Raw genomic sequence first — 25,452 nt, forward strand, 5'->3', positions numbered from 1 at the left:
CTGAGTTCCCCACTCTCGGCCAGGTAAGCCCGCGTCGCACGTCCGGGATGCGGTTTGCGCAGATGAGCGAGGTGTGCGCCGCCCCGACGGGCGCGCCCCGCCGCCGCGACCCGACCGCCCGGACCCTGGGACCGTGAGCCGGCGACCCCGTCACGACCGCGAGCCGGCGACCCCCTCACGGCATGGTGCTCTGGACGCCTATCAGGTCGGTCACGGCCCGCAGGCCCCCCTCGGCGAGGGCCGCGCGCTGACGGTCCGCTCCGGTGCCGTTCTGCAGCAGCCGGTGGATCAGGGACGTGACCTGACGTGTGTCCCCCGACGCCTCCAGGGCGTGACCGACGTGCCGCTGAAACTCGTACAGCACGTCCCCGGCCCGCTGCAGAGTGCCGGCGGGGTCGACGAGGGTGTCGCCGAGGCCGTGCCGGGCGGCGTGCCACAGGGCGGCGTGGAGCAGCTCCGGCGGGCGGTCCCGCACGGGCGCCCCGGCGTCCGCCTCGGTCAGGGCGGTCTCCACCAGGGCCCGGACGCTCCCGGCGAGCATGACCGCCTCGTCCACGCCGAGCTGTACGTCCATGCAGCGCACCTCGACGACGGGCTCCGCGGCCGACAGCCGGGCCTGCCAGTACAGCTGGCCGGTGTCGGCGATCAGACCGGCGTCCAGCAGTCCGCGCACCCGCCGCCCGTAGTCCTCGGCATCGCGGAAGGACGGGGGTATGCCGCTGACCGGCCAACGGCTGGAGATCACCGTGCGCCAGCTCGCGAAGCCGGTGTCGTGGCCGTCCCAGAGCGGGGAGTTCGCGGACATCGCGGTCAGCGTCGGCAGCCAGACCCGGATCCGGTTCAGGACCTGCACACCGGCCTCGCGGTCGGGGACGGCGACGTGCACGTGCATGCCGTTGACCAGCTGTTCCGCCACCAGCTGCGGGGCCTGGGCGACCATGGCCCGGTACCGGGCCTCGTCGGTGACGGCCACCGGCCGGCCGTGCCGCAGGGGCGAGGTGCCGCAGGCCGCCAGCCGGCAGCCGTGCTCCTCCGCGGCCACTCCCACGGCGTGCCGCAGACGCAGCAGGTGCCCTCCGACCTCCTCCAGCGTGTGGCACGGCGGGACGGCCACCTCGACCTGGGCCTGGAGCAGCTCGTGCTGCACCTCCTGGTCCGCCACCAGACGGGCCACGTCCGCCGAGGCGCACACCTTGTCCGCCTGGGGCACCGGCAGGCCCGTGACCGGGTCGAGCAGCAGGTACACCTCTTCCACGCCGACCGTCGTCATCGACCACCTTCTGTTCCGCCCGGCTGCCGGTCGGATCCCGACACGCCCGGTGGGCGCGCTTCCCGCAGCGATGGTCACCTCGGCACGGGGCACTCAGGGGATACCCGAGTGCCGCGACCACCGCCCGGTCAAACCAGGACATAACAGCCCATGCGGGCTGCAGACCGGTTCGGGAGGCGTCCCTGTGCGATCGCCACGACCCGTACCGGTGCGCGGGAGCGGTCCGGGCCGATGGTCCCGCGGGTACCTGCCGCCGGTCGCCGTCGAAGCGGACAGGGCCGTCGGCGAGCGCGGCGACCGCGGGTCGCCGCCGCGAGGGCGGCGCCGCGCGCCTCGAACTGCCGAGCCACTCGGCGCCTCCCACCGGTTACGGACGCCGCCACGGCATGCATGCCGCCGTTTCCCGCCCACGGCCTGCGAGGCCCCGTCGTGTTCTTCGCGGTCCCGCAAGAGGGCCGCCGACGGCCGCCGCCCGGGCCCGGCATGCTCCGCGAGAAGTTCGGCACCGCCTGGCCGTCGTGGACCAGTCGGCCTCGCTCGACGCCGCCCCGCAGACGGTGGCCCACGACACGGGACACCAGGTCGCCCACCTACCGGGCCCGGCGATGCGGCGGATCGGGACCTCCACCCGGGCGAGGCCGGGACCGAGGCTCGCGATGCGGCCGTCATCGCGGACATCGCCCGCACCATCTCCGGCCGGCAGTCTCTTTCCGGCTCGCGCGGATCATCACGATTTGACAGAGGTCTCGGCACACTCGGTGACCGACTGCTTAGCATGCGGCTTCCTGGAAGTGCGCTCCATCAGCACCCGCCGATCGCCGGCCGATGGAGCCATCCCTGCGAAACCTGCGCAGCGCAAGACATGGCGACCCGCCATGGTGTTCTCGCACGCCCTGTCCGTCTGGAGGGTCCATGCACACAGGTTCCATCCATGGCGCGGTCCGCCCCCGCGCCGCCACCGCCACCCCCGACGACCCCGCCGACCCCGCCGACCCCGCCGGTCCGCGACCTGGCGTCGCCGCCGGTCCCCCTCGTGGCGCCGCGGTCGTCGCATCGCCGCCGCCTCCGCCCGACTCCGCCGACGAGCTCTCGCCGCACCAGCTCTTCGACCACGCCTGCCGACATCTCCTCGGGCGCGGCCAGGCGTTCAGCGGCACCGTGGTGGACCGGATCCGCGCCGAGGTGCCGTACTACGCCGACCCGGTGCTCGCGCCGCCCGATCTGCCGCTGTCCGTGCACAAGGGCGTACGCATCACCCTGGAGGCCGCCCTCGACCCGGGCCGGATCGTGAACGTCGAGCGCTACACACGTGAGCTCGGCATCCGCCGGGCCGAGGAGAGCCGCCCCCTCGACGAGGTGCTGCACGCCTTCCGAGTGGCCGGATCGGAGGTCTGGAGCGGGATCGTCGGCGCCGCCGAGCGGGACGGCTTCGGCGAGCGGCGCCACCTCGTGCGGGTGGCCGAGCTGGTGTGGAAGATCAACGACCGCGACTGCGTCCTGCTGGCCGACGCCTACCGCCAGGTCGCCAAGGGTGCGGCCAGCCGCCACGACGAGCGCGTGCGCCTGATCCTCGCCGCCGTACTGGAGAGCCGCGACGACCCGGCCTTCATCCGGGACGCGGCGTCGATCCTCGACCTGCCGCCCGACGGACGCTTCGCGGTCGCGGAGATACGGGCCACGCCCCCCTTCGGCCGTGCGCCCGACGCCGTCCCCGAGGTCCGCGGCATGCGCATCCTGCGCCACACCGGGGGCCGGCGCGAGGTGCTCGTCGCCCATCTCGGCGACCGCCCGCTCGACGCGCTCGTCTCCGCCCTCGATCCCGGCCCCGGCCCCGGCACGCGCATCGGCGTCAGCCCCGTCGTTCAGGGTCTGGAGAACCTGCCCCGGGCGCGGGACATGGCCGGACTCGCGCTGCGCACCTGCCGGGGAGACGGCGAGATCGCCCGGCTCGATGCCCGTCTGCCCGACGGACTGCTCGTCGCACGTCCCGACCTGTCCGCCGAACTCGCCCTGCGGGTGCTCCGGCCGGTGTGCGAACTGGAGCCGGCCGACCGCGAAACTCTGATGGACACGCTCGGGGTGTGGATCGAGAAGGGTGGTTCGGCGGTCCAGGCGGCCCGGCACATGCTGTGCCACCGCAACACGGTGCTGAACCGCCTGCGCCGCTTCGAGCAGCTCACAGGGCTCGAACTGTCCCGTCCCCGCGACCTCGTACAGCTCACGCTCGCGTTCGACGCTCTCCAACTGCTCGGCCCCGCGGCCGTTCTCGGCTGCGCGGACACCTGGGATCGCGACGTGGACGGCTGAGGCCGCGGGCGCCGAGGGGTGCCCGCCGCGCGCATGCGTCAGCCGGGGGGTACCCGCCGCGCGCATGAGCCGAGGGGTACCCGCCGCGTGCATGCGTTCGGTGCGCCGGGGCGGCACTCCGACCGGCTGGATGGGCATCGGCACAGTCACCGCCGTCCGGCGTTGGGAGCGGACAACGGCGTGCCCTGAGCGCATGGACTGACTGGTCGGTATGTGCTCTGGTGAGCCCGCATCAGGGGCAATGCCGTCAGGGGCAATGCCCGCGCACGGCATCGCCCAGGCAGGCGATGCGCGCGTATCCCTGCCCGCCAGGAGAGCTCCATGGCCCACCAGCACACCCACCCGCACACCCCACGGCTCCACCAAAGACCCCGGCCCCACCCGCCCGGCAGATCCTTCCTGCTCGTCAACGGACTGAGCTTCGCCGTCCACCTCCTGCTCGCCTGCACCGCGCAGGACCTGCTGGGCACGCGCGTCGTCGGACAGATCACCTTCGGCGTCATCGCGCTCCTCGCCCAGGTGCTGCTCCTGCTGTGGACCGCGGCGCGCTACGACCGCGCCCTGCACGGCCGAGCCCACGACGAGACGCCGGACGGCGACACCTCGGACGACAGGACGCCGTACGGCGCCGCCCCGTACGGCGAGACCCGGTACGGCGGGGTTTCGTACGGCCCGCGGGAGGAGCGCTGATGCTTCCCCCGACGCTGCTCGCCGCGGGGACACCCGGCACCCTCGACCTGGACTCGGACACCCGCGCCTGGGTCCTCGTGGGCTTTCTGACGTTCATCGTCCCGATGCTGCTCATCTGTGTGCTCAACGGCCCCGAGCGCGACCGGGTCAACGACTTCTACACCGCGGGCCGCAGGCTGCGCCCCGTGCAGGGCGCCATCGTCCTGTCCGGCGTCTACCTCTCCGCGGCGACCGTTCTCGGTACGACGGGATCCGTGGCGGTCTTCGGCTTCGACGGCCTGTTCATCGCCCTGTGCACCGTGCTGTCGCTCGGCGTCCTGCTCCTGCTGTCCGGCCCGCTGCGCGAGCGCGGAAGCTACACCCTCGGTGACACCTTCGCCCTGCGCGCCCCGGGGCCCGCCGTGCGGATCGCGGCCGCCGTCGTCACACTGAGCGCCTGTATCCCGTATCTGATCGTCCAGCTCTCCGGCGCGGGCCGGACCACCGCGATGCTGCTCGGTCTCTCCGGGCCGGGCGCCGAACAGACCGCCATCGTCATGATCGGCACGCTCGTCGTCTGCGCCACGGCCTTCGCCGGGATGCGGGGCATGATCGCCCTGCAGATCTTCAAGACCGTGATCCTGCTCGCCATGGCGCTCGCCGTGGCGGCGGTGCTGCTCCACCGCTTCGACTGGAGCGCCGACTCCCTCCTCGACGCCGCCGCTCAGGGCAGCGGCCGACCCGAGGGCTATATGCGTCCGGGCCTGCGCTTCGCCGCCGGCGGCCCGGTCGAGAGCACGCTCGACTTCCTCGGCCTGATGATCACCGTGGTGCTCGGCGTGGCGTGCCTGCCCCATGTCGCCACCCAGCTCAACACCGCGCCCGACCCGGCCGCCGCCCGACGCACGGTCCGCCACACGATCGCCATCGTCGGCGTCGTCTGCCTCGTCACCACCGTGATCGGCTTCGGTGCCGCAGCGGTGATCGGCGCCCCGAAGATCCTCGCGGCCGATCCCGGCGGCACCAGCAGCCTGCTGATGCTCACCGGCGATCTGGCGGGAGGATCGGCGGCGCAGACGGGCGAGGCATGGCTCGTGGTGCTGGTCGTCTGCGCGGTGTTCCTCACGACGCTCGCGGTCGTCGCGAGCGTGACCCTGGCGGCGGCCGGCGCGGTGGCCCACGATCTCGTCACCAACGTCGTGCGCCGCGGGCGCACCACCGAGGGGCGGGAGGTGGCCGCGGCCCGTATCGCGTCCGCCCTGGTCGGGGTGCTGAGCATCTGCTGCGCGGTACGGGTCCAGGGCTGGAACATGGGCTTCCTGTCCACGCTCTCCCTGGCGGTGGCGGCCTCCTGCCTGCTCCCGGCGCTGGTCTACGCGCTGTTCTGGCGCGGTTTCACACGCCGGGGGCTGCTGTGGACGCTGTACGGCGGCCTGGGCTCCGCCATCGGACTGCAGGTGTGCAGCCCCGTCTTCTCGGGCAACCCGATGGCGCTGATGCCCGAGTGGCACATCGACTGGTTCCCGCTCCAGACGGTCGTCCTGGTGTCGCTGCCCTTCGCGTTCCTGCTCGGCTGGCTGGGCAGCATGACGGGACAGCGGCGTACGGCGCCGGTGGCACAGGCGCCGGCCAGGCATGACGCACTGACTCACTGACTCACTGACCCACTGCCCCTCTGACCCTCTGACTCTCTGACGCACTGACGCACTGACGCATGAAGGTGGCGGCCGGTGGAGCGCCCTTGCAACGCTCCACCGGCCCCCACCCACGACGTGTCCGTGTCACCGCCCCGACCTGCACTTACACTGAGCCCGTAAGGGACGTTCGTGACATACCGGAACCGTCGTGCGCTATCAGCGGATGCTCGTGCCGGCCCTCGCCCTGACCCTCGTGTCGGTGCCCGCGATCTCCGTTCGGGCACAGGGTGAGGAAGTCCCGCGCGGACCGACGTTCACCGCGCGCGCTCTGCAGGCGCTGATCGACGGTATCCAGTTCGGAGTGATCATCGCGATCACCTCGGTCGGACTCTCGCTGATCTTCGGCACCATCCACCTGATCAACTTCGCGCACGGTGAGTTCGTCACGATCGGCGCCGCCTTCGCGTTCTTCCTCAACGCCTCCGCGGCCGGCCCGGGCTGGCACCTGATCCCGGCCGCCCTCGCCGCGGTGGTCTTCGGCGCCCTGCTGGGCGGAGCGGTCGACCGCGGCATCTGGCGCCCGCTGCGGGCCCGGGGTACCGGGCTGATCAACATGTTCATCGTCACCATCGGGCTCTCGCTGGTGCTGCGCCACGTCGTCCTCGTGCTGTACGGGACCCGGCCCGCCTCCTACGCGCAGTACGACATCCAGAGCACGATCGACCTGGGCCCGGCCGGCATCACCCCACGGGACCTCACGGTCACCCTGCTCGCCGTGCTGGTGCTGCTCGGCGTCGCCGCACTGCTGCAGAAGACGCGGATCGGCACGGCCGTCCGGGCCGTCTCCGCCAACCGTGACCTCGCGGAGGCGTCGGGCATCGACGTGCAGCGGGTGGTGCTGTTCGTGTGGATGCTCGCCGGCGGACTGGCCGCCCTCGGTGGGGTCTTCTTCGGCCTGGTGGAGATCGTCACCTGGGACATGGGCTTCAAGCTCCTGCTGCTCATGTTCGCGGGGATCATCCTGGGCGGCCTCGGCTCCGCCTACGGTGCGATGGTCGGCAGCCTCGTCATCGGCGTCGTCGCTCAGATGTCCACCCTGTGGTTCCCGGTCGACCTGCAGTACGCCTGGGCGCTGCTCGTCCTCATCCTCGTCCTCCTCGTCCGGCCGCAGGGCATCCTCGGCCGGGCCGAACGCGTCGGGTGAGGGGGCGTGCCATGGACTTCTCGGCCATCGTCTCCGACGCGCTGCGCTCGGGAATCGGTCCCATCGCCGCCGTGTACGCCCTCGCCGCGATGGGGCTGAACCTGCACTTCGGTTACACGGGGCTGCTGAACTTCGGCCAGGTCGGATTCATGCTGGTCGGCGGCTACGGACTCGCCATCACGGTGTCGACCTACGACGGCCCGATGTGGCTCGGCGTCCTCGGCGGCATCGCCTGCGCGATCGTGCTGGCCCTGCTCCTCGGTCTGCCCACCCTGCGGCTGCGCGCCGACTACCTCGCGATCACCACGATCGCGGCAGGGGAGACGCTACGGCTGTTCTACCGCTCCAACTGGGCCGAGCCGGTCACCGGCGGCGTGTTCGGGCTGCAGAGGTTCGCCAACGACTTCTACGAACTCAGCCCCATCGAGCCCGGCACCTACGGCGTGTGGCTCGTGCGGTTCAGCTCCCGCGACCTCTGGGTGATGGTCGTCGGATGGGCGCTGGTGCTCGTGACCGGATGTCTGCTGGCCCTGCTGATCCACAGCCCGTGGGGCCGTGTCATCCGGTCGGTCCGTGAGGACGAGATCGCCGCGCGCAGCCTGGGCAAGAACGTCTACGCGTACAAGATGCAGAGCCTCGTGCTCGGCGGTGTCATCGGGGCGGTCGCGGGCATGATGCAGGCGATCCAGGTGCAGTCCGTGAACCCGGACAACTACGACCCGGGCGTCACGTTCTTCCTGTACACGCTGCTCGTCCTCGGAGGTGCCGGGCGCATCCTCGGGCCGGTCGTCGGCTCGATCCTGTTCTGGTTCGTCCTCAGCTTCCTCGACAGCGCGCTCCGCCAGGCCATCGACGCGGAGTACATCTCGCCGGACGTCATCAGTACGTCGGAGGTCGGCGCCGTGCGCTTCGCCCTGGTCGGGGTCGCCCTGATCCTGCTGGTCGCTTTCCGGCCGCAGGGCATCCTCGGCAGCCGGAAGGAGATGCTGCTCAGTGGCCGCTGACCCCGCCGTGTCCCGTACGGGCCGGCTCCCCGCGATCGCTCCGGAGCCGGGGGTGCGCAAGCCCGACCCGCTGCTCGTCCTGGACCAGGTGACCCGTACGTTCGGGGGTCTCGTCGCCGTACGGGTCGAGCACCTGGAGGTGCAGCGCGGAACCATCACGGCGCTCATCGGGCCCAACGGCGCCGGCAAGACCACGTTGTTCAACGTGGTGAGCGGGTTCGACCGGGCGGACGGCGGCCGGTGGTCGTTCGACGGGCAGCCGCTCGCCGGCTCCCCCGCGTACCGGGTGGCGCGGCGGGGACTGGTCCGTACGTTCCAGCTCTCCCGGGCGCTCGCCCGGCTCACGGTGCTGGAGAACCTGCTGCTCGCCGCGCCCGGGCAACGCGGCGAGCGGGTGCTGCCCGCCCTGCTGCGGCCGCTGTGGCGCGGGCAGGAGCGGGAGACGGTGCGCCGGGCCGACGAACTGCTGGACCGGTTCCGGCTCGGGCCCCTGCGCGACGATCACGCCGGCACGCTCTCCGGTGGCCAGCGCAAACTGCTGGAACTGGCCCGCGCGCTGATGGCCCGGCCCGTCATGCTCCTGCTCGACGAGCCGATGGCCGGGGTGAACCCCGCACTGACCCAGTCGCTGCTCGGGCACATCACGCGGCTGCGCGACGAGGGGCTGACGGTGTGCTTCGTCGAGCACGACATGGACGTGGTCATGGGCATCAGCGACTGGGTGGCCGTCATGGCCGACGGCCGCCTGGTGGCCGAGGGCCCACCGCACACCATCGGCCGGAACGCCGCCGTCGTGGACGCCTACCTCGGCAAGCGGCACGACGAGCCGGAGGCGACCGGAGACAAGGGCGAGGAGGGATAGCGATGTCCACCGACGAGCATGTACCGGTACTGGCGGCCGACGACATCGTCGCCGGTTACATCCCTGGGGTCGACGTGTTGCGCGGATGCAGCGTCGAAGTGCGGCCGGCCGAGGTGGTCGGCGTGATCGGCCCCAACGGCGCCGGCAAGTCGACGCTGGTCAAGGCCGTCTTCGGGTTGCTGCGGGTGCGCGGCGGGACCGTGCGGCTGCGCGGTGAGGACGTGACCGGCCGGCCCGCGCACGAGCTGGTCCGGCGGGGCGTGGGCTACGTGCCGCAGCTGCAGAACGTGTTCCCCACGCTCACCGTCGAGGAGAACCTGCGGATGGGCGTGTATCTGCGGCCCAAGAACCACGCGCGCCGGGTCGCGGCCGTCGAGGAGCTGTTCCCGGTGCTGGCCGACCGTCGCAAGCAGAAGGCCGGCGCGATGTCCGGTGGCGAACGCCAGATGCTCGCGATGGCCCGCGCCCTGATGATGGAGCCGCACCTGCTTCTGCTCGACGAGCCGTCGGCCGGCTTGTCACCGCTCCATCAGGACCATGTCTTCGAGCGGTGCCGAATGATCAACAGCGCGGGCGTCGCCGTGCTCATGGTGGAGCAGAACGCCCGCAGGTGCCTGCAGTTCTGCGATCGCGGGTACGTCCTGGACCAGGGCCGCAACGCGCACACCGGCACCGGGACGGCCCTGCTGCACGACGAGAAGGTGATCGAGCTCTACCTCGGCACGCTCGCCCGCGTCCGTTGACTCCCGTCGTCGTTCCTCCCTGTCACTCCTCGGCCGTGCTGGTCTCGGTACGCAGCGTCTCCAGCCGTCCCTCGTCGTTGTAGCCGTAGACCTCGATCGACGCCTGTCCCGGTTCGCCCTTGTCGGTGAAGTCGAGCGGGCCGCTCACACCGTCGTAGTCGATGTCCCTGCCGTCGGCGATCAGCTCCTTGCAGGCGGCGAACGAGTTGCACTTGTCGCCGTCCTCGGTGATCCCGTTCATCTCCTTCACATATTCGCCGGGGTCGTCGGACTCGGCCTTCTCCGCGGCCAGCGCGATCGTCGTCACGCAGTCGAACACCTGCGGTGCGAACTGCAGCTCCTTCAGGTCCGGCGCGAACTCCTTGAGTTCCTTCACGTACTGCTCGTTCGACGCCGAGGCCGGCGCGGTCCCCTTCATGCCGGAGAGCCTCTCCGGCTGGCCGGGGGCGACCAGCGAGGGCAGTTCCTCGCTGCGCAGTCCGTCGGCGCCGTAGACGCCGATCCGGTCGGGCCCGAGTCCGGACTCGATCATGCCCTGGAGGATTTGGGTGCCTTCCTCGAACGCGATCACCACGGCGGCGTCCGGCCTGGAGTTCTCCACCTGCTGGACGACCTGGTCGAAGTTGCTCGCCTTCGGGTCGTAGGTCTCGGCGAGCGCCACGGTCGCACCGCGTTCCTCCAGCGTCTTGCGGGTGGCCTCCATCAGGCCGCGCCCGTAGTCGTCCGCCCGCGCGACCATGGCCACCCGGTCGTGGCCGTCGTCACGGACGACATCCGCCAGGATGGGGCCCTGCAACGCGTCGCTCGGGACGGTACGGAAGTAGAAGCCGTCGTCCTCGTAGTCCGTGAAGGTGGGAGCGGTGTTCGACCCCGAGCACTGCACGACGCCCGCTCCGGTCACCCGGTCGATGAACGCAAGCGACATGCCGGACGCCGCGGCGCCGACGATCGCGTCCACGCCTGCCGCGAGGACCCGGTCCGCCGACTGGGCGGCGACGGCCTCCTGACCCGCCTCGTCACTGGCGACCGCGTTCGGCACCGACTTGCCCAGGACCCCGCCGGCGTCGTTGATCTTCTGTATCGCGAACTTCAGCGACTCGATCTGGGGTGGGCCGAGGTAGGCCAGTTGTCCCGTCTCCGGCAGGACATAGCCGAACTGGAGCTCACCATCACCGGGGTCGGCCCGGGCGGTGCCCGTCGCACCGCAGACGGCTATCACAAGAGCAGCCGCGCTCGCGAAGATCGCGGACCGCCGTATCGACACTTTCATCTCCGCCTCCGCTCCGCACAGGCGGCGGTGGTCGACTGGCCGGCCGTCCGCCTGCCGTCTGCACATGAGGTTGCAACTCACCGACAGCCCAAAAAGTGCAAACACAAACATTTGCTATTGTTCGCACATTTCTCCGTCTGGCTCGGCGCCGGTCTCGCCCCGACCGCGAAGTCCCCGGGGGCCTCGATCTACGGCGGACACGCGCCCGGAGGCGGCAACCGGCACCGCACGCCACTCCTCGCTCGACGAAGGACATGACGGCCCCCGAGGCACGCGCTCAGTGCCTGCCGAGTTGCTCGGCCAGGCGGCGGGCCTGGGTGAGGAGGGTGCCGTAGGTCGCCAGGGCGTCGGGATCCTCCGGTGCCGCACCGGACAGCCGTTGCCGCAGGTCGTCCAGGGCGCGGAGCAGGTCATCGACCTCGTCGTGCAGCTCCTGGTCGGCCTGCTGGTCATGACCGTCCGCGTCGAACCGGCTCCGGGTGTAGAGCCGGATGGCGCGGGCGCTGTTGTGCAGGAACTCGGCGTAGGGCTTGCTGACCCGCGGGCTCGGCCGCAGTTCCGCGCGGTCCTCGTCGCACGCCTCCAGCACGGCCCGGGTGACACCCGCGGTGTGGACGGCCACATAGTCGAGAACGGTGATCGCGTCGTCGTAGTCCTGACCGGGAGGCACGCCGACGCGGCTCCGGCGGCGGGGGATGACACGCAGGCTCTCCCGGCTCCAGCCGAGCGCGGCGCGGGCCTGGTCGACCAGGCGGTACAGGCGCAGCGCGCGCTCGTGCAGCGAACCGGCCGTGTGGGCGTCCCACTCCTCGGCGGCCAGCCGGTCCGCGACCGCGTCCAGGATCTCCTGCGCCTCTCCGGCCGCGTCCTCCAGCGCGGCGCGGGTGCTGCGCAGATACACCGGGGGCCTGATCAGTGCGTTGACGGCGATGCCCACCACCGCGCCGAACAGCGCCTCGGCGAGCCGGGCCGCCGAGGCCGCGACGGTGACCGGCCCCATGGTCAGGACGAAGAGGGCGCCCGTGGCCGCGTAGACGCCCTGGCTGCCCAGGCGCTGCCAGCTGCCCAGCAGCACGACGACCGGCAGCACCAGGCCCATCGCCGCCATGGGGGAACCCAGCATCAGGGCGACGCCGGTGGCCACCACGGTCCCCGTGGCGATCGCGGCCAGTTGCTGCAGTCCGCGCGCGATCGACCGGTACACCGTCGCATCCACCAGCACGATCGCCACCCACGGCGCGACGAACGCCATCGGCGCCTTCAGCCACCACCCGGCCACCGCCCATGCGAGGCACGCTGCCAGGGCCGCCTTGCACGACTGCATCACCAGATCCCGTTCGCGCCCCGGCTCCGCCCAGGCCCGCCGGACTGCCTCACGGACCGCCCTGCCCGAGCGCCATGAACTCCGCGCTGCTCCTCGTATCGCCTGCATGCCAAGCCAAGTGCCACCTCAGCGCCGATGAATTCCACTCATCAGCCGACCGTCGGGACGGGCGGCCTGCCCGCCGGGGACGATGCCTTCCCGCAGAACTCCGCCTCGATGACATTCACGTAGAGTGAGCCGTCCCTCAGCCAGTCGCCGTTGACGTGGAACGTCAACCGGTGCTCGCCGTCGGGCGTGCCGACCATCGCGGACAGCGAGCCGTTGGTACGGCCGCTCTTGCCCACCACCTTCACTCCGCAGGACAACCGGGCGATCTCCACTCCGAGCCCGAACCCGAACCCCTCCCCCGCCGGCACCTCGTGAAGCATCTCCTTCATCTGTGCCGCGGGGAGCAACTCACCCTTCATCAGGGCGCGTTGGAAGCGGTTGAGGTCACCGAGGGTGGAGATGACGTCGCCTGCCGCACCCAGCCAGGTCATGTTCTGCTCGGTGGCGTCGTACACCGGGGCGTCGGGGGCCTCCTGGTGGAGCCGGGAGTAGCCGATGGGGTGCGGTTTCGGCATCTTCGGTGATGTGCCGGGGAAGAAGGTGCCGCGCAGCTTCAGCGGCCGCACGATACGGCGGGTGATCTCCTGTGCGTACGAGCGGCCCGTCGCCTTCTCGATGACGAGCCCGGCGATCACATAGGTGGTGTTCGAGTACGACGGTGCCCGCTCCGGGTCGGGCAGCGGCGGATGCCGCAGCGCGGTCGCCACCAGGTCCTCGGGAGTGTGGGTGTCGTACCGGTGGTCCAAGAAACCCGGGCCGGCGGCGTCATGGATGAAGGCGGGGTCGTCGGTGTGGTTCGCGATGCCGCTGGTGTGGTCGAGGAGTCGGCGGAGCGTGATCCGGCGCCCGTCGTAGCCGTTGCCCCGCACCAGGCCGGGCAGCCATGTCTCGACCGTGTCGTCCAAGCTCAGCCTTCCTTCCGCCTCAAGTTGAAGCAGCACGGTCGCCACGAACGTCTTGGTGATGCTGGCGCCGCGGAAGTGATCGCCGGGCGAGCGCTCCCGACCCGTGTCGGTGTCGGCGTGACCGGCGGCGGCGAACCAAGACCCCCTGCGGTCCACGACCTCGACGGCAGCCCCCGGGAGCCCGCCCTCGGCGACCAGGTCGCGCAGGGCGGTACGGGTCGCCTCGTGGTCGTGCCGCGGCTGAGCCGCGTGTGCGGACGGGACGAGTGCCGTGGCCGCCAGGGCCAGCGCCGGCGCCAGTGCGTGTGAGACGCCGCGTGCGATCCGCTGCTTCATGGAGTTCCGCCTCTCGGTCATCGAGGAGGCGGGAGCCCCCCCGGCGCGGGAGACGCCAACTCGACGGCCGGGGTTGATCGTTGGGCGGTGTACCGGCCCGCGGCGGATGGCACTCGCGGAACGGTCCGCCCCGCGCGCCGGCCCGCCGGCGCTTCGGAGGGCCGGCGCGGGGTACCCAGGATGCGACGACCCGAGAGAGAAGGGGCCGAGGAACCGGGAGGCCACGGTGCTGTCACATTCACTCGATCACGGAGTGCTCGTCATCACGGTGCACCAGAACCCCGGTACCGGCGGTCGGGCCACGCTGCTCACCAAGATCAGCGACCTGGTGCACGCGTACCGGCCGGCCCCCGTGGTGGTCGTCCTCGACGAACCGGCCCCGGACGGCGCCGCGATCGGCGTTGCCCTGCGCGTCCACCGGCTCTGCAGCCACCTGGGCGTTCTGATGTCCGTGGCCACGAGCAGCGCCCCCGCACGCCGTGCACTGGAGGCGAACGCCGACACCAGTGGGACACGCCTGGTCATCCACGCCCGCACGGACACCGCCGTCAGCGCGGCGTTCACCGCGGCGGCGTGAGCGGCGCGCACACGCCTGCGCGCGAACTCGGCCTGCGCGCGAACTCGGCCGGGCGGTGCGGGCGGTGGGCGTGACCGGCCTCCCGGAGACGGTTCACGGGGAGGGCGAGCCGACTGCCGGTGACCTTCAGCCGGTTCGGCGCCCCGGCACGCGCACCCGCACCGCGGCCGGTGGCCCGCCGTCACCACCCGCCGGCCAGCGGAGCACCGACCGTCCTCCTGCCCTGGACGAACCACCCGCCGGTCAGCGGAGCACCACCGTCCTTCTGCCCTGGACGAACACCCGTCCCTCGCAGTGCCAGCGCACCGCCCGGGCCAGGGCCGCCGACTCCGCGTCGCGGCCGATCGCGGCCAGGTCGTCGGGGGTGTGGCTGTGGTCGACGCCGATGACCTCCTGGGCGATGATCGGACCCTCGTCGAGGTCGGCGGTGACGTAGTGGGCCGTCGCGCCGACGAGTTTGACGCCGCGTTCGTGGGCCTGGTGGTAGGGCTTGGCGCCCTTGAAGCTCGGCAGGAACGAGTGATGGATGTTGATCACGCGGCCGGCCAGCCGGGTGCACAGGCCGTCGGACAGCACCTGCATGTAGCGCGCGAGCACCACCAGGTCGACGTCGAAGGAGTCGACGAGTTCGAGGAGCCTGGCTTCGGCCTCGGTCTTCGTCGTGGCGGTGACCGGCACATGGAAGAACGGGATGCCGTGCCAGGTGACCAGTGCCTCGTGGTCGCGGTGGTTGGAGACGACCGCGACCACGTCGATGGGCAGGTCGCCGCTGCGGGTGCGGAAGAGCAGGTCGTTGAGGCAGTGGTCGTAGCGGGACACCATGATCAGTACGCGGCGCCTGGTGCCGACCGGTTCGATGTGCCACCGCATGGCGAACGGGGCGGCCACGGCGGCGAAGTCACGGCGCAGGGCGGCCGTGTCGTCGTCGGTGGTGAACCGGACCCGCATGAAGAAGTGGCCGTCGCGGCGGTCGCCGAACTGCTGGTTGTCGATGATGTCGCTGCCGTGTTCCAGCAGGAACCGCGAGACGGCATGGACGATGCCGGGCGCCTCGGGGCAGTCCAGGGTGAGCACGTGCTCGGCCGACGTCTCCATCAGGGCACCTCCGGTCCGCTGAACTCGCCCATCGCGTCGATGAGCCAGCGCCCTAGGTAGTCGGCGAACGAGGAGCGTGGGAACAGGCGGTACGTCGGCGCGTCGTCGACCTGCCACAGGAGTACCGCGACGGGGCCGACCGTGGTCGACACCGCCCGGCCGGGTCCGAAGGCCCTGGGGTGCAGGTCCAGCGGGCAGCCCTTCTCCAGCACCTGCCGGGCGGACGGGCCGCGAAGCTCCAGCGTGGTGCGGTTCGCTGACACGTCGACGACCGAGCCCGGAGCGTCGCCGAGGGCCTGCGTCAACTCCGCGGTCCCTTCCTCGTGGGACAGTACGAGCCACTCGTCGGGGCCGAGCCAGACGACTGTGCGGGCACCGGAGGCGGTGGTGTCGCCGCAGGCACGCGGCAACGGCGCACCCAGCACCTTCTCCACCCGTCCCGCCGCTTCGGAGCCGGGAGCGACCCGCAGGTTCACCATGGTGAGGAACGGGCGTTCGGTGAGCGAGACGCCGCGGGCACCGGTGACGGTGGCGGCGCGCATCCGTTCCGCCAGATGGGCCAGCGGGCTTGTGCGCAGCGTGGCGATACCTGGGTCAGCCATCTCGCTTGGTCCCTTCCGGGTCGTAGAGGACGCAGTCGGCCACCTCGACGGGCACCAGGTCCTCGCCCACCGGGGCGAGCAGGGTCTCGCCGATCCTGGCCCGCCCGCCGGTGACGAGGGCGAGGGCGAAGGGACGGCCGAGGGCCGGGCTGTGGTAGCTGGAGGTGACGTGGCCGAGCATCGGCACCGGGGTGGCCTCGACGCACACGTCGCGTGCGACGACCTGCGTCCCTTCGGGCAGTCGGGTCGTGCGGTCGACCGGCAGCAGAGCCACCAGCTGTTTGCGGTCGGCGCGGGAGGTGTCGGCGCGGGAGAAGGACCGTCTGCCGATGAAGTCCTTCCGTGTGGAGACCGCCCAGGACATGCCGGCGTCCTGCGGGGTGACGGTGCCGTCGGTGTCCTGGCCGACGATGATGTAGCCCTTCTCGGCCCGCAGCACGTGCATGGTCTCGGTGCCGTACGGGGTGATGCCGTACGGCTGTCCGGCCTCATGCACCTGTTCCCAGACGGACAGGCCGTACCACGCGCAGACGTTGATCTCGTAGGCGAGTTCACCGGAGAAGGAGATCCGGCAGATACGGGCCGGGATGCCGGAGGCCAGCGTGGTCTCACGGAAGGCCATGAAGGGGAACGCCTCGGCGGACAGGTCGACGTCCGGTGCGAGCCGGGCGACGACCTGGCGTGAGCGGGGGCCGACCACGGCGATCGTCGCCCACTGCTCGGTCACCGAGGTGCAGTGGACGTCGAGTTCGGGCCACTCCGTCTGGAGCCACTCCTCCAGCCAGTCCAGGACGCCCGCGGCGCCGCCGGTCGTGGTGGTCATGAAGTAGCGGTCGTCGTCGAGGCGGAGGGTCACACCGTCGTCGAAGATCATGCCGTCGGGCCTGCACATCACGCCGTAGCGGGCCATGCCGGGCTTGAGCTGCTTGAAGGCGTTGGTGTAGACGCGGTTGAGGAACTCCCCGGCGTCCGCGCCCCGTATCTCGATCTTGCCCAGGGTGGAGGCGTCCATGAAGGCCACCGCCTCGCGGGCGGCGCGGCACTCACGTGCCACGGCGCTCTCCATGTCCTCCCCGGGCCGCGGGTAGTACCAGGGGCGCTTCCACTGCCCCACGTCCTCGAACCGCGCCCCGTGTGCCACGTGCCAGCTGTGGATGGAGGTGGTCCGCTCCGGGTCGAACAGCTCACCGCGCTCGCGTCCGGCCAGCGCGGCGAAGGCGACCGGCGTGTACGGCGCCCGGTAGGCCGTGGTGCCGATCTCTCCCGGCGAGCCGCCGAGGATCTCGGCGATGACACCGATCGCGTTGACGCCGGACGTCTTGCCCTGGTCGCTCGCCGTGCCGAGCGAGGTGTAGCGCTTGACGTGCTCGACGCCGCGCATGCCGGCTCCGGTGGAACGCAGGACGTCGGCCACCGTGACATCGCGTTGGAGGTCGACGAAGTGGGTGTCCCAGCCGCCGTCAGGGCCCGGCACCAGCCACAGGGCGCGCGCGTCCGCACGTACCTTCCTGTCCGGGACCGTGGGCACCGGCACCGGGAACCCGGCCTTGGTCGCGGCGACCGCGCCTGCCCGCGCCCCTTCCGCCAGACAGCCGTCGAGGTCGTACGTCCCGCGCGCGGCACCCACCACCTGCTGGTCCCGTACCGCCCCGTCGGGTACGAAGGCGACCAGGTCCGTGTCCCAGCGCAGCTTGCCCTGACGTTGGCTGTGCAGGTGCACCACCGGGCTCCAGCCGCCGGACACGGCGAGCAGGTCGCAGTCGAACGACCCAGCCGTGTCCAGGAGTCGGCCGTCGGCGTCGATCCCCGCGACGGTGACCGAGGTGATCCGCCCCTCCCCCGCCGTGTCGACGACCGCGCTGCCCGTGAGGACCCGCACGCCGGTCGCGGCGGCGGTCTCGGCGGCCCGCGCGGACAGCTCGGCGCGGGCGTCCACGACCGCGGCCACCACGACGCCCGCCGCGTGCAGGTCGGCCACCGTGTCGTAGGCACTGTCGTCGGTCGTGCCGACCACGGCCCGTGAACCCGGGGCGACCGCGTACCTGTTGAGGTACTCGCGTACGGCCCCGGCGAGCATCACCCCGGGCCGGTCGTTGCCGGCGAAGACCAGCGGACGCTCGTGCGCGCCGGTCGCCAGGACCACCTGTCGGGCGCGGATGTGCCACAGCCGCTGCCGCGAGACGCCGTCGGGGGCGTCGGCTCCGAGGTGGTCGGTGCGGCGTTGCAGCGCCAGTACGTAGTTGTCGTCGTACGACCCGAAGGCCGTGGTGCGCGGGAGTACGACGGCTTCCGGGGCGGCGTCGAGGGCCGCGCGGGCTTCGGCGGCCCACCGCGCGTCGCAGGGCAGCGGACCACCGGGCTCGGGCCGCTCGTCGACGAGGAGCACGCGGGCACCGGAACGGGCGGCAGCGGCGGCGGCCGAGAGCCCGGCGGGTCCGGCGCCGACGACCAGGACGTCGGTGTGGACGTACTTCTTGTCATGGACGGCGGGGTCGGGGGTGGGGTCGAGCCTGCCCATGCCGGACAGCGTGGTGGCGGACAGCCCGTCGTGGAGTTCCACGGTCGTGGCCGGCAGCATGCCCTCCGAGCACGAACCGTCCAGCTGCACCAGGGCGTTGGGCTCCTCGACCCCCGCGGCGACGATGCCGCGCGGGCGTCCGCGGTAGAGCGAGGGCGCGACCTCGACGAGGCCGTTCGCCAGCATCGCCGAGGCGAGGGTGTCCCCGGGGTGGCCGGTCAGTGCCCGTCCGTCCACGGTGAAGCGCAGCACGGTGCCGCGGTCGATGCGGCCGCCCCGCGGGAGCCGGAAGTGCTGGTCGGTCATCGGTTGCCTCCGGGGCGGGGCTCGTCGGGCCGGTAGGAGGCGAGCACCTGGTGGGTGGCGGTGTCGCGCAGGACGTTGAACCAGCGGCGGCAGCCGGTGCTGTGCACCCACCGCTCGGCGAAGGGGCCCTTGGGGTTGTCCCGGTAGAAGACGTACTCGGCCCACTGCTGGTCGGTGAGGTCCGCGGGGTTCTCGGGATAGGGGACGTGGGCCTGTCCGCCGTAGTGGTACTCGGTCTCGTCGCGAGGGCCGCACCACGGGCAGGTGATGAGAAGCACGGGGTCCTCCTCAGTGGGCCACGGCTGCTGCGCCGTGTTCGTCGATCAATGCGCCCGTCGTGAAGCGTTCGAGGGCGAAGGGGGCGTTCAGGGGGTGCGGCTCGCCGTGGGCGAGGGTGTGCGCGAAGGTCCAGCCGGCGGCCGGGGTGGCCTTGAACCCGCCGGTGCCCCAGCCGCAGTTGACGTACAGGCCCTCCATCGGGGTGCCGCCGATGATCGGGGAGGCGTCCGGGGTGACGTCGACGATTCCACCCCAGGTGCGCAGCACGTGCGCCCGTGCGAAGACCGGGAAGAGTTCGACGGCCGCGGCCATCTGCCGTTCGATCACGTGGAAGGAGCCGCGCTGCCCGTAGCCGTTGTACGAGTCCACACCCGCGCCCATCACCAGCTCGCCCTTGTGCGCCTGGGAGACGTACACATGCACGTGGTTCGACATGACCACCGTCGGGTGCACGGGCTCGTGGAGTTCGGAGACGAGAGCCTGGAGGGGGTGGGACTGCACGGGCAGCCTCACCCCCGCCAGTTCGGCGAGCACACTGCTGTGACCGGCCGCCGCGAGACCCACCCGCCCGGCGTGGATCCGGCCGCGGTTCGTCTCGACGCCCACCACCCGGTCGCCGTCCTTGAGGAACCCGGTGACCTCGCAGCCCTGGATCAGGTCGACGCCCCGCTCGTCGGCCCGGCGGGCCAGGGCCCAGGCCACGTGGTCGTGTTTGGCGATGCCGGCGCGGGGCTGGAAGGTGGCGCCGAGCACCGGATAGCGGGTGCGGGGCGAGACGTTGAGGATGGGGCAGACCTTGGCGACCTCGTCCGGTTCGAGCCACTGGGCGTCGACTCCGTTGAGGCGGTTGGCGCTCACGCGGCGCATGCCCTCGCGGACGTCCTGGAGGGTGTGCGCGAGGTTGAGGACACCGCGCTGGCTGAACAGGAAGTCGTAGTCGAGCTCCTCGGGGAGTTGCTCCCACAGCTTGAGGGCGTGCTCGTAGATCGCCGCGCTCTCGTCCCAGAGGTAGTTGGAGCGGATGATCGTGGTGTTGCGGGCCATGTTTCCGCCGGCCAGCCAGCCCTTCTCCAGGACGGCGACGTTCGTGATGCCGTGGTTCCTGGCGAGGTAGTAGGCGGTGGCCAGGCCGTGGCCACCCGCGCCCACGATGACGACGTCGTACGAGGAGCGCGGCTCGGGATTGCGCCACAGGAAGTCCGGGTGCTCCGGCAGCGGCTCGGCGGTCATGCGGCAGCTCCGTTCGCGTGGGCCAAGTGGCGGTAGAGGGGGAAGGCGGCGGCGAGTCGCCCCACCCGGGCGCGCAGCGCGTCCTCGCTCTGTTCGCCCTTCAGGGTCTCGGCGATGACATCGGCGACCTCACGGAACTCCGCCGCTCCGAAGCCCCGGGTCGCCAGGGCCGGGGTGCCGATCCGCAGCCCCGAGGACACCATCGGCGGGCGCGGGTCGAACGGCACGGCGTTGCGGTTGACGGTGATGCCGGCGCGGTGCAGCCGGTCCTCCGCCTGCTGCCCGTCCAACGCGGAGGCGCGCAGGTCGACGAGGACCAGGTGGACCTCGGTGCCGCCGGTGAGGACGGTGATGCCGGCCTCCGCGACATCGTCGGCCAGCAGCCGCCCGGCGAGGATCCGGGCGCCGTGCAGCGTTCGCTGCTGACGCTCCCTGAACTCCTGTCCCGCCGCCACCTTGAAGGCCACCGCCTTCGCCGCGATCACGTGTTCCAGCGGCCCGCCCTGCTGCCCCGGGAAGACCGCGGAATTGATCTTCTTGGCCAGGTCGGCACGGCTGAGGATCACCCCGCCGCGCGGGCCGCCGAGAGTCTTGTGCGTGGTGGTCGTGACGACGTCGGCGTACGGCACCGGGTTCGGGTGCAGGCCCGCCGCCACAAGGCCGGCGAAGTGCGCCATGTCCACCAGGAGATACGCGCCCACCGCGTCGGCGATCCGCCGGAACGCGGCGAAGTCCAGCTGTCGGGGGTAGGCGGACCATCCGGCGACGATCATCTTCGGTCGGTGCGCCAGGGCGAGCCGCTCGACCTCATCCATGTCGATACGCATGTCGGACTCGCGCACGTGGTAGGGCACGACGTCGTACAGCTTGCCGGAGAAGTTGATCCGCATGCCGTGGGTCAGGTGGCCGCCGTGCGCCAGGTCGAGGCCGAGGATCGTGTCGCCGGGCTGGAGCAGGGCGAACATGGCGGCCGCGTTGGCCTGGGCGCCCGAGTGGGGCTGCACGTTCGCGGCCTCGGCGCCGAACAGTTCCCGTACCCGGGCGATGGCCAGCTTCTCGATGACGTCGACGTGTGCGCAGCCGCCGTAGTAGCGGCGTCCCGGGTAGCCCTCGGCGTACTTGTTGGTCAGGACCGAGCCCTGGGCCTCCATGACGGCGGCCGGCGCGAAGTTCTCCGAGGCGATCATCTCCAGCGTGGACTGCTGGCGGTGCAGTTCGGCGGCCACGGCGTCGGCGACCTCCGGGTCGAGTTCGCCGAGCGGGAGGGAGAGAGGCGAGGTCAGCGTGGTGGTCGACGGGGTCGTTGCCATCTGTGCACCGTCCTGGGAGCCATCTAATGCGCAACTGATATATCAGACTGTGCGGTACGGTATGGGAGCTCGCCGACGAGGTCAAGGGGGCATTCATGCAGCAGGCGGCGACCGCGCCGGTCAGCGAGGAGCCGACCCTCGCCGAACGCGCCTACCGCGCCATCCGGGACCGGCTGGTCATGCTGGAGATCCGTCCGGGCGCGCCGATCAACGAGGAGCAGCTGGGGCAGTCCCTCGGGGTGGGACGCACACCGGTGCGCGAGGCCCTCAAGCGGCTCCAGTACGAGCGGCTGATCGCCACCTATCCCCGGCGCGGCACCTTCGCCACCGAGGTCAACATCACCGACCTCGCCCATATCTCCGAGGTGCGGCAGGAGCTGGAGCCGCTGGCCGCCGCCCAGGCCGCGCGGCGCGCCACGGCTGCCGACCGGGCGGCTCTCACCGCCCTGCGCAGGGAGCTGGCGAGCGCGGACTCCCGCCGGCAGGACTCCACCGGGCTGATGCATCTGGACCTCCAGGTGCACCGCGCCATCTACGCCGCCGCGCACAATCCGTACCTGGAGGACACCCTGGTCCGCCACGACAACCTCGCCACCCGGATCTGGTGCCTGTTCCTCGACCGCCTGTCCGACATGGCCGGCCACGTCGAGGAGCACGGTCCGCTGATCGACGCGATCGTCGCGGGTGAGCCCGAGACGGCGGCGCGGCTGGCCCGCAGCCATGTGGAGGACTTCGAACGGGCCGTTCGCGCGGCGATCTGAGCGGCCGTCAGTGCGGGCTCTCCCCCGCGCCCCGTCTCGCGCGCCCTCGGATCCGGGGCAGGCACGTGCTGCCGGCGGTGTCAGCCCGTGCTGAGCGGTGCGGTGGTCTCGGCCTCGACCTGGTGGTCGGCCCAGACGTAGCTTGCGGGCAGCAGGTCGGTGATGAGGACGGTTCGCACGCGGTCGCCCTCACCGACGATGACCTTGAGGGCGGGGAAGTAGTCCAGAAGGACCTGACGGCACCGGCCGCACGGCGGAACGACCCCGCGGTCGCGGTCGCCGACGGCGACGATCGTGTCGAGCTCATAGGCCCCCTGGGCGGCCGCCGCACCGATGAGGACCAGCTCGGCGCAGGGGCCTCCCGTGAAGTGGTAGGCGTTCACCGCGGTGACGATCCGGCCGTCCTTCACGCGGGCCGCGGCTGCCATGGTGTGGTCGTCGCCCCTGCAGCGCGTGCGAGCGACGTCAGCCGCGGCCCGGATGAGTTCGTGGTCCACGTCCATGTGCTGGGTCCGCGTGGTCATCTTCTCCGCCTTCGTCGGGTGTCAGACGACGTTGACCCGCGTGACGAGGGGACGCAAGTGAATATCGGCGTAGCCCTTGCGACCGGCCATGGCCGGGATCAGGCCGTCGATGGCTCTCGTGGCTCGGCGAGCGAGTTCTGGCGGCTTCCGACGCGCGGAGGACGACCGCAGGCCGGTTGATCTCGGCCGACGGCCGGCCCCGTCAGTGCACGTGCGGTCCGCCGGTCGGCCGCGGTTTGCCCCGCGGTACGAGGCCCAGGGCGACGAGGGCGCCGACGGCGGCCACGGTCGCACAGAGGGTGAACGCGTCGGCGAAGCCGTCCACCGCGCCTCGCTCGAAGCCGGATGCCGCGACGGTGGAGACGACGGCGACGCCGATCGAACCACCCACCTCGTGGAAGGTGTTGACGACTCCGGAGGCAAGCCCCGCCTCGCGGTGTTCCACCATGGCCAGGGCGGTCGTCGTGGCGGTGACGAAGACCGCTCCGAGGCCCAGGGAGGCGATCACGAACCCTGGCAGGAACCCGGCGTACACGCTGCCGGTCTCCGACAGTCCGGTCAGCGGCAGGGTTCCGGCGGCAGCGACGGCCATGCCGGCGACGGCGGTCGGGCGGCTGCCGATCCGGCCGACGAGCCGGGAGCCCAGGTGGGCGCCGACACCGGTGGCCACGGCGACGGGCAGGAACACCAGCCCGGTCCGCAGCGGGCTGAAGCCGCGCAGGTGCTGAAGATAGACGGACCCGAGGAAGAAGTACGCGATCAGCAGGGCCGTGGCGATCAGCATCAGGAAGGCACCGGCGAGCACCGGCCGCCGCGTGAACATCCGCAGGTCCATCAGCGGGGCTCGGGCCGCTCGCTCGACGGCCGCGAAGGCCGCGTACGCCGCCGCCGCACCGAAGAGCGGCAGCAGGGTCGAGATGTCCGCCCAGCCGGCGTCGCCCGCCTCGACCAGACCGTAGATCAGGGCGGCGGTGCCCGCGGTGACGAGCAGTGCGCCGGGGACGTCGAGCCGTGCCGGCTGCGGCGCTCGGGCCGGGACGAGGAAAGGCAGGGCGATCAGCAGCAACAGCCCGACGGGCACGTTGAGGTAGAACGCCCACTGCCAGCCGGGGCCGTCGGTCAGAGCTCCTCCGAGGAGCACGCCCACCGCCGAGCCGGTGCCGCCGATCGCCGCCCAGGCACCGAGCGCCTTGTTGCGTTCGGCACCGTGGAAGGTGGTGGTGACGAGGGACAGCGCAGCCGGTGAAAGCAGGGCTGCGCCGACACCTTGGCCGATGCGGCCGCCGAGCAGTGTCGAGGCGTCGCCGGCCAGACCGGTGACCAGCGAGGCGGCGGTGAAGAGCGCAAGCCCGGCGAGCAGGGTGCGACGGGCGCCGAGGGCGTCGGCGAGTCGGCCACCGAGCAGCATCAGCCCGCCGAAGCACAGGGTGTAGGCGGTGACCGCCCAGGTCAGCGTCTCCCGGCCGAGGTCCAGGTCGGCCGCCATGGCGGGCAGGGCGACATTCACGACGGTGACGTCGAGGATCAGCATGAACTGGGCGAGGCAGATCAGTGCGAGGGCTGCCCAGCGGCGCGGGTCGGCGGGCGGGTGTCGGTCGACGGGCGGGTGCCGGTCGGCGGGCGAGTGCCCGTCGACGGTCGAGTGCCCGTCGACGGTCGAGTGCCCGTCGACGGTCGAGTGCCGGTCGACGGTCGAGTGCCGGTCTACGGTCGAGTGCCGGTCTACGGGCGGGTGTCGGTCGTGTTCGGCCGGGTGCGGAGCACCGGCTGCGGAGTGGGTCATGACGAGTCCTTTTGGTGCGTCGTTCCGGTCGGGGCCGCGCTGCGCGCGGCGCGAGGAGCGCGGCCCTGTTCGACCTCGCTCAATCTGAACCGTACCGTTCAGTTCACATGAACTCAACCGTACAGTTCAGGTGGGTGCTAGGGTCGAGGTCATGAGCGTGGACAGCGTCAAGCAGCCCCCCAGCGGACCCCGGGCACAGCTCAAGCGGCAGGCCATCGTGCGGGCCGCGCGCGACCTGTTCCTGCGGGAGGGTTTCGGCGTGGGCATGGACACCATCGCCGCCGAGGCAGGCGTGTCGAAGGTGACCGTCTACAACCATTTCGGCAGCAAGGAAGCCCTGTTCACCGCGGTGATCACAAGCGCGCTCGACGAGCCGCTCGCCGGGGAGTCCTCGGTCGCACTGGAGCACCTGGCCGAAGCCGAGGACCTGCGGGCCGCTCTCGTCGAAGCGGCCCGCACCTGGGTCCACGCCGTCCGCAGCAACCATGAGGTCACCGCCCTGCGCAACCTCGTCGCCGCCGAACTCCACCGGTTCCCCGAGCTGGGGGAGGCCTGGAGGCACCGCGGCACGGAGAGCCACCACCCCGCGGTCGCGGGTGCCCTGCGCACCCTCGCCGAGCAGGGCCGACTGGAGATCCCCGACCTCCAGGTGGCGATCATCCAGTTCTACGGCCTTCTGGTCTTCCCGCACATGGTCTTCAGCTCCTACGGCACGCACATCGACGAGGACCTGACCGACCGTCTCGTCACCGGCGGCGTCGACATGTTCTTGCGGCACTACGGTCCGCAGAGCACGTAACGGCCCATCCGCGGCGAGAGCACCGGAGC

The 25,452-nt window shown here is 71.6% G+C and carries 22 protein-coding genes and 1 pseudogene; 11 read left to right on the top strand and 12 right to left on the bottom strand.

Features of this window, described 5'->3' with window-relative positions; genetic code table 11:
• Positions 1-175: 175 nt before the first annotated feature.
• The gene (locus tag ACFYNL_RS20750; RefSeq protein ID WP_388805468.1) at positions 176-1,270 is read right to left on the bottom strand and encodes a glutamate--cysteine ligase; all 1,095 of its coding nucleotides are present in this window, start codon (positions 1,268-1,270) and stop codon (positions 176-178) included.
• 486 nt (positions 1,271-1,756) lie between these two features.
• Here ACFYNL_RS20750 and ACFYNL_RS20755 point away from each other — a divergent pair.
• The 8 genes and pseudogenes from ACFYNL_RS20755 to ACFYNL_RS20790 form a co-directional block, all read left to right on the top strand.
• Positions 1,757-1,961, top strand: a pseudogene (locus ACFYNL_RS20755) (transposase); the annotation flags it as partial.
• Between the two features lie 221 nt (positions 1,962-2,182).
• Complete coding sequence (locus ACFYNL_RS20760; protein ID WP_388805471.1) at positions 2,183-3,577, top strand: PucR family transcriptional regulator; 1,395 nt, start codon at positions 2,183-2,185, stop codon at positions 3,575-3,577.
• Positions 3,578-3,898: 321 nt separating this feature from the next.
• Positions 3,899-4,267, top strand: a complete 369-nt coding sequence (locus tag ACFYNL_RS20765) for a hypothetical protein (protein WP_388805474.1) — start codon at positions 3,899-3,901, stop codon at positions 4,265-4,267.
• Positions 4,267-5,901, top strand: a complete 1,635-nt coding sequence (locus ACFYNL_RS20770; RefSeq protein ID WP_388805476.1) for a cation acetate symporter — start codon at positions 4,267-4,269, stop codon at positions 5,899-5,901. The genes ACFYNL_RS20765 and ACFYNL_RS20770 overlap by 1 nt, the downstream gene beginning before the upstream one ends.
• Before the next feature lie 190 nt (positions 5,902-6,091).
• Positions 6,092-7,087, top strand: coding sequence for a branched-chain amino acid ABC transporter permease (locus tag ACFYNL_RS20775; protein ID WP_388805479.1), 996 nt, complete (start codon positions 6,092-6,094; stop codon positions 7,085-7,087).
• An 11-nt stretch (positions 7,088-7,098) separates the two neighbouring features.
• Positions 7,099-8,091 (top strand): branched-chain amino acid ABC transporter permease, encoded by a 993-nt coding sequence (locus ACFYNL_RS20780; protein WP_388805482.1) that lies wholly within the window; start codon positions 7,099-7,101, stop codon positions 8,089-8,091.
• The gene (locus ACFYNL_RS20785) at positions 8,081-8,953 is read left to right on the top strand and encodes an ABC transporter ATP-binding protein (RefSeq protein WP_388805485.1); all 873 of its coding nucleotides are present in this window, start codon (positions 8,081-8,083) and stop codon (positions 8,951-8,953) included. The genes ACFYNL_RS20780 and ACFYNL_RS20785 overlap by 11 nt, the downstream gene beginning before the upstream one ends.
• Positions 8,954-8,955: 2 nt before the next feature.
• Positions 8,956-9,696 (top strand): ABC transporter ATP-binding protein, encoded by a 741-nt coding sequence (locus tag ACFYNL_RS20790; RefSeq protein ID WP_388805488.1) that lies wholly within the window; start codon positions 8,956-8,958, stop codon positions 9,694-9,696.
• A gap of 22 nt (positions 9,697-9,718) precedes the next feature.
• Here the strand turns inward: ACFYNL_RS20790 and ACFYNL_RS20795 are convergent, their stop codons facing one another.
• From ACFYNL_RS20795 to ACFYNL_RS20805, 3 genes are all read right to left on the bottom strand, one after another.
• Positions 9,719-10,966 (bottom strand): ABC transporter substrate-binding protein, encoded by a 1,248-nt coding sequence (locus ACFYNL_RS20795; RefSeq protein ID WP_388805491.1) that lies wholly within the window; start codon positions 10,964-10,966, stop codon positions 9,719-9,721.
• 277 nt (positions 10,967-11,243) lie between these two features.
• Positions 11,244-12,290, bottom strand: a complete 1,047-nt coding sequence (locus ACFYNL_RS20800; RefSeq protein ID WP_388805493.1) for an aromatic acid exporter family protein — start codon at positions 12,288-12,290, stop codon at positions 11,244-11,246.
• Positions 12,291-12,439: 149 nt separating this feature from the next.
• Positions 12,440-13,639, bottom strand: a complete 1,200-nt coding sequence (locus ACFYNL_RS20805; RefSeq protein ID WP_388805496.1) for a serine hydrolase domain-containing protein — start codon at positions 13,637-13,639, stop codon at positions 12,440-12,442.
• Positions 13,640-13,865: 226 nt separating this feature from the next.
• Between ACFYNL_RS20805 and ACFYNL_RS20810 the strand changes: the two genes are divergently transcribed.
• Positions 13,866-14,216, top strand: a complete 351-nt coding sequence (locus ACFYNL_RS20810; protein WP_388805499.1) for a hypothetical protein — start codon at positions 13,866-13,868, stop codon at positions 14,214-14,216.
• 243 nt (positions 14,217-14,459) lie between these two features.
• On the opposite strand, the gene purU is transcribed toward ACFYNL_RS20810, so the two are convergent.
• From purU to glyA, 6 genes are read right to left on the bottom strand one after another with little or no spacing between them, the layout of a single operon-like run.
• The gene (gene purU, locus ACFYNL_RS20815; protein ID WP_388805502.1) at positions 14,460-15,311 is read right to left on the bottom strand and encodes a formyltetrahydrofolate deformylase; all 852 of its coding nucleotides are present in this window, start codon (positions 15,309-15,311) and stop codon (positions 14,460-14,462) included.
• Positions 15,311-15,913, bottom strand: a complete 603-nt coding sequence (locus ACFYNL_RS20820; RefSeq protein ID WP_388805505.1) for a sarcosine oxidase subunit gamma — start codon at positions 15,911-15,913, stop codon at positions 15,311-15,313. Before ACFYNL_RS20820 ends, purU begins: the two co-directional genes overlap by 1 nt.
• The gene (locus ACFYNL_RS20825) at positions 15,906-18,737 is read right to left on the bottom strand and encodes a sarcosine oxidase subunit alpha family protein (RefSeq protein ID WP_388805508.1); all 2,832 of its coding nucleotides are present in this window, start codon (positions 18,735-18,737) and stop codon (positions 15,906-15,908) included. Before ACFYNL_RS20825 ends, ACFYNL_RS20820 begins: the two co-directional genes overlap by 8 nt.
• Entirely contained in the window at positions 18,734-19,015 is a 282-nt protein-coding gene (locus tag ACFYNL_RS20830; protein ID WP_388805511.1) for a sarcosine oxidase subunit delta, read from the bottom strand. The genes ACFYNL_RS20825 and ACFYNL_RS20830 overlap by 4 nt, the downstream gene beginning before the upstream one ends.
• A gap of 10 nt (positions 19,016-19,025) precedes the next feature.
• Positions 19,026-20,246 carry a sarcosine oxidase subunit beta family protein gene (locus tag ACFYNL_RS20835; protein WP_388805514.1) on the bottom strand — a complete coding sequence of 407 codons (1,221 nt, stop codon included), beginning with the start codon at positions 20,244-20,246 and terminating at the stop codon, positions 19,026-19,028.
• The gene (glyA, locus tag ACFYNL_RS20840) at positions 20,243-21,556 is read right to left on the bottom strand and encodes a serine hydroxymethyltransferase (protein ID WP_388805517.1); all 1,314 of its coding nucleotides are present in this window, start codon (positions 21,554-21,556) and stop codon (positions 20,243-20,245) included. The genes ACFYNL_RS20835 and glyA overlap by 4 nt, the downstream gene beginning before the upstream one ends.
• 95 nt (positions 21,557-21,651) lie before the next feature.
• On the opposite strand from glyA, the gene ACFYNL_RS20845 reads away from it, so the two are divergent.
• Positions 21,652-22,317, top strand: coding sequence for a GntR family transcriptional regulator (locus ACFYNL_RS20845; protein WP_388805521.1), 666 nt, complete (start codon positions 21,652-21,654; stop codon positions 22,315-22,317).
• A gap of 80 nt (positions 22,318-22,397) precedes the next feature.
• On the opposite strand, the gene ACFYNL_RS20850 is transcribed toward ACFYNL_RS20845, so the two are convergent.
• Entirely contained in the window at positions 22,398-22,841 is a 444-nt protein-coding gene (locus ACFYNL_RS20850; protein ID WP_388805524.1) for a cytidine deaminase family protein, read from the bottom strand.
• Between the two features lie 202 nt (positions 22,842-23,043).
• Entirely contained in the window at positions 23,044-24,624 is a 1,581-nt protein-coding gene (locus tag ACFYNL_RS20855; protein WP_388805527.1) for an MFS transporter, read from the bottom strand.
• Positions 24,625-24,775: 151 nt separating this feature from the next.
• On the opposite strand from ACFYNL_RS20855, the gene ACFYNL_RS20860 reads away from it, so the two are divergent.
• Positions 24,776-25,423, top strand: coding sequence for a TetR/AcrR family transcriptional regulator (locus ACFYNL_RS20860; RefSeq protein WP_388805529.1), 648 nt, complete (start codon positions 24,776-24,778; stop codon positions 25,421-25,423).
• Positions 25,424-25,452: the final 29 nt, after the last annotated feature.

This window comes from Streptomyces sp. NPDC007808, from assembly GCF_042868655.1.
GTDB lineage: Bacteria > Actinomycetota > Actinomycetes > Streptomycetales > Streptomycetaceae > Streptomyces.